Source organism: Microvirga sp. Mcv34 (genome assembly GCF_024519725.1).
GTDB lineage: Bacteria > Pseudomonadota > Alphaproteobacteria > Rhizobiales > Beijerinckiaceae > Microvirga.
Genome location: NZ_JALJRK010000150.1, coordinates 1 through 2,246 on the forward strand (window position 1 = coordinate 1; position 2,246 = coordinate 2,246).

General features: G+C 65.7%; 2 protein-coding genes and 2 pseudogenes (1 of these 4 running past the window's edge). 3 read left to right on the forward strand and 1 reads right to left on the reverse strand.

Features of this window, described 5'->3' with window-relative positions:
* From OC446_RS28910 to OC446_RS28920, 3 genes and pseudogenes are all read left to right on the forward strand, one after another.
* Positions 1-182: pseudogene (locus OC446_RS28910) on the forward strand (single-stranded DNA-binding protein); the annotation flags it as partial.
* A gap of 302 nt (positions 183-484) precedes the next feature.
* A complete protein-coding gene (locus OC446_RS28915; protein ID WP_262032376.1) occupies positions 485-742 on the forward strand; it encodes a DUF6894 family protein in 258 nt (85 codons plus the stop codon).
* A gap of 190 nt (positions 743-932) precedes the next feature.
* Positions 933-2,051 (forward strand): M20 family metallopeptidase, encoded by a 1,119-nt coding sequence (locus tag OC446_RS28920; protein WP_262032377.1) that lies wholly within the window; start codon positions 933-935, stop codon positions 2,049-2,051.
* Positions 2,052-2,055: 4 nt separating this feature from the next.
* On the opposite strand, the pseudogene OC446_RS28925 reads toward OC446_RS28920, so the two are convergent.
* A pseudogene (locus OC446_RS28925) lies at positions 2,056-2,246 on the reverse strand (MarC family protein) (it continues 418 nt past the right edge of the window).

Sequence of the window (2,246 nt, forward strand, 5' to 3'; positions counted from 1 at the left end):
GCGGCGGCGCGTCCGAGTACGGCGACGAGGAGCCGGGTCAGATCAGCCGCGGCGGTGATTTCGGGCGCTCGTCCCCGTCGCAGGACCGGCGGCCCGCTCCGTCCTTCGGCGGCGGCGGCAGTGGCGGTGGAGGTGGAGGCGGCTCCCGCTACAACGACCTCGACGACGACATCCCGTTCTAGAACCTGTCTCCGGGCGACCTCCCATCTGCCGTCGAAGCGGTGGCAAGATGGACAACACAACGGAGGGCCATCGAACCGGGTGGCCCTTCATGCCGGCAATGCCCGGCTTGGAGGTCGCCGGGAACCCTTCATGCCTCTGGGAAAGGCATCCTTAAACGGTTCGGGCGGATCGCCTGCGCATTCCGGGACAATTCTCCGGTATGCGCCTCAGGCAGAGTGTAAAGCTGAAAACTTACCTTGCGTTACATGATGGAAGCTGCTCATCTAGCGGTAGATTTTCCGGGGCCGCTGCGGCTCGGCTGTTGAGTGAAGAATTCCGGGATTGTCCTGTCGTGCACTGTTACTTTCATCTTGTGCACACGCACGAACGGATCATCGACGAGGCAGGAATCGAAGTCTCGGATGTTGAAGCTGCCCATTACCAAGCCCTGAAAGCCATTCAGGAATTGAGGCAGGAAGGCGAGGCCGACGAGGTCGATTGGCGCGGCTGGAACCTCGAAGTCGTCGACGAGGCAGGGAATGTCCTGCTGTCGATTCCGCTCAATGTGGCGCAGCACTGAAACCACCTCGAACGAGAAGCAGAATGCGGGAAACGGGGCCGTTCCGGCAGGCGCGGCCTCATGCCGGAATTCCGCGTCATATGGCCGTAGCCCAGTAGCGACCAGGACCGCACGGGGGAAATCTCAGGCTTGATGTTTCGGGCGAGGAATGGTTAGCCAGCAGGCACCATCATTCGAAGACGAAGGTATCATGACCTCCTCCTCGCCCTCCCTCGACGCGCTCTTCACCTGGATCCGCACCGAAAGCCCGACCCATGATCGGGCCGGCGTCAACCTGATGATGGACCTCGTCGTCGCCCAGATGCAGGACGCCCCCGTGGCGGTCGAGCGGCTCCCGGGCACGGAGGGATTGGGCGACGTTCTCGTGCTGCGTGCCGGGCCGCAGACGTCCGAGCCAGGCACCCTGGTCATGTCGCATCTCGATACGGTGCATCCCGTCGGCACGATCGACAACGACCTGAAGCTGCGGATCGAGGGCGATCGCCTCTACGGCCCCGGCATCTACGACATGAAGGGCGGAGCCTGGTTCGCACTCGAGGCCTTCAAGGAGGTCGCCCGCAAGGGCACGGCGGCGCGGCCCATGGTGTTCCTGGTGACGCCGGACGAGGAGATAGGCTCGCCGATCACCCGCCCGATGATCGAGGATCTCGGCCGTCGCTCGGCCTATGCGCTCGTGACGGAACCGGCCCGCGACGGCGGCCAGATCGTGACGGCCCGCAAGGGGGTAGGGCGCTTCGACGTGCATGTGGAGGGCCGCCCGGCCCATGCGGGATCGCGCCATAAGGAAGGGCGCAATGCCGTCTACGAGGCCGCCCGGCAGATCCTCGCCATCGAGGCCCTGACGGATTACGGGCGCGGGGTCACCACCACGGTCGGCATGGTGTCCGGCGGCACGGCGGTGAACACCATCCCGCAGCATTGCCGTTTCCCGGTGGACCTGCGCGTCGAGACGGTGGCGGACGGCGCGGCCGTGACGGCCGCGATCCTCGGGCTGACATCCTCCAACCCGGATTTCAAGCTCTCGGTCACCGGCGGCATGAATCGGCCACCCTACGAGAGGACCGAGGCGACCGCGAAGCTGTTCGACCACGCCAAGTCCCTGGCCGCCGAGATCGGCTTCGACCTCGTCTCCGCGCCCCGGGTCGGCGGCGGCTCGGATGGCAATTTCACGGCGGCGCTGGGCATCCCGACCCTCGACGGCCTCGGCATCGACGGCGACGGGGCGCATACCCTCCAGGAATACGGCCTGATCTCCTCCATCGCACCAAGGCAGAAGCTCATGGCGCGCCTGCTGGAGACGTTGCGATAAAGGTTTAGGCCGCCGATCCCCGGACCAGGGCCAGCACGCCGTCGATGATGAACTGGACCGCGAGGCCTGCCAGGATGACGCCGAGCAGGCGGGTCAGCACCACGTTGCCGGTCACGCCGAGCCAGCGGGAGACGCGATCGGCCGCGGAGAACACCACGAAGCAGCTCAGGATGCCGAGCGCGATCAGGATGAGCA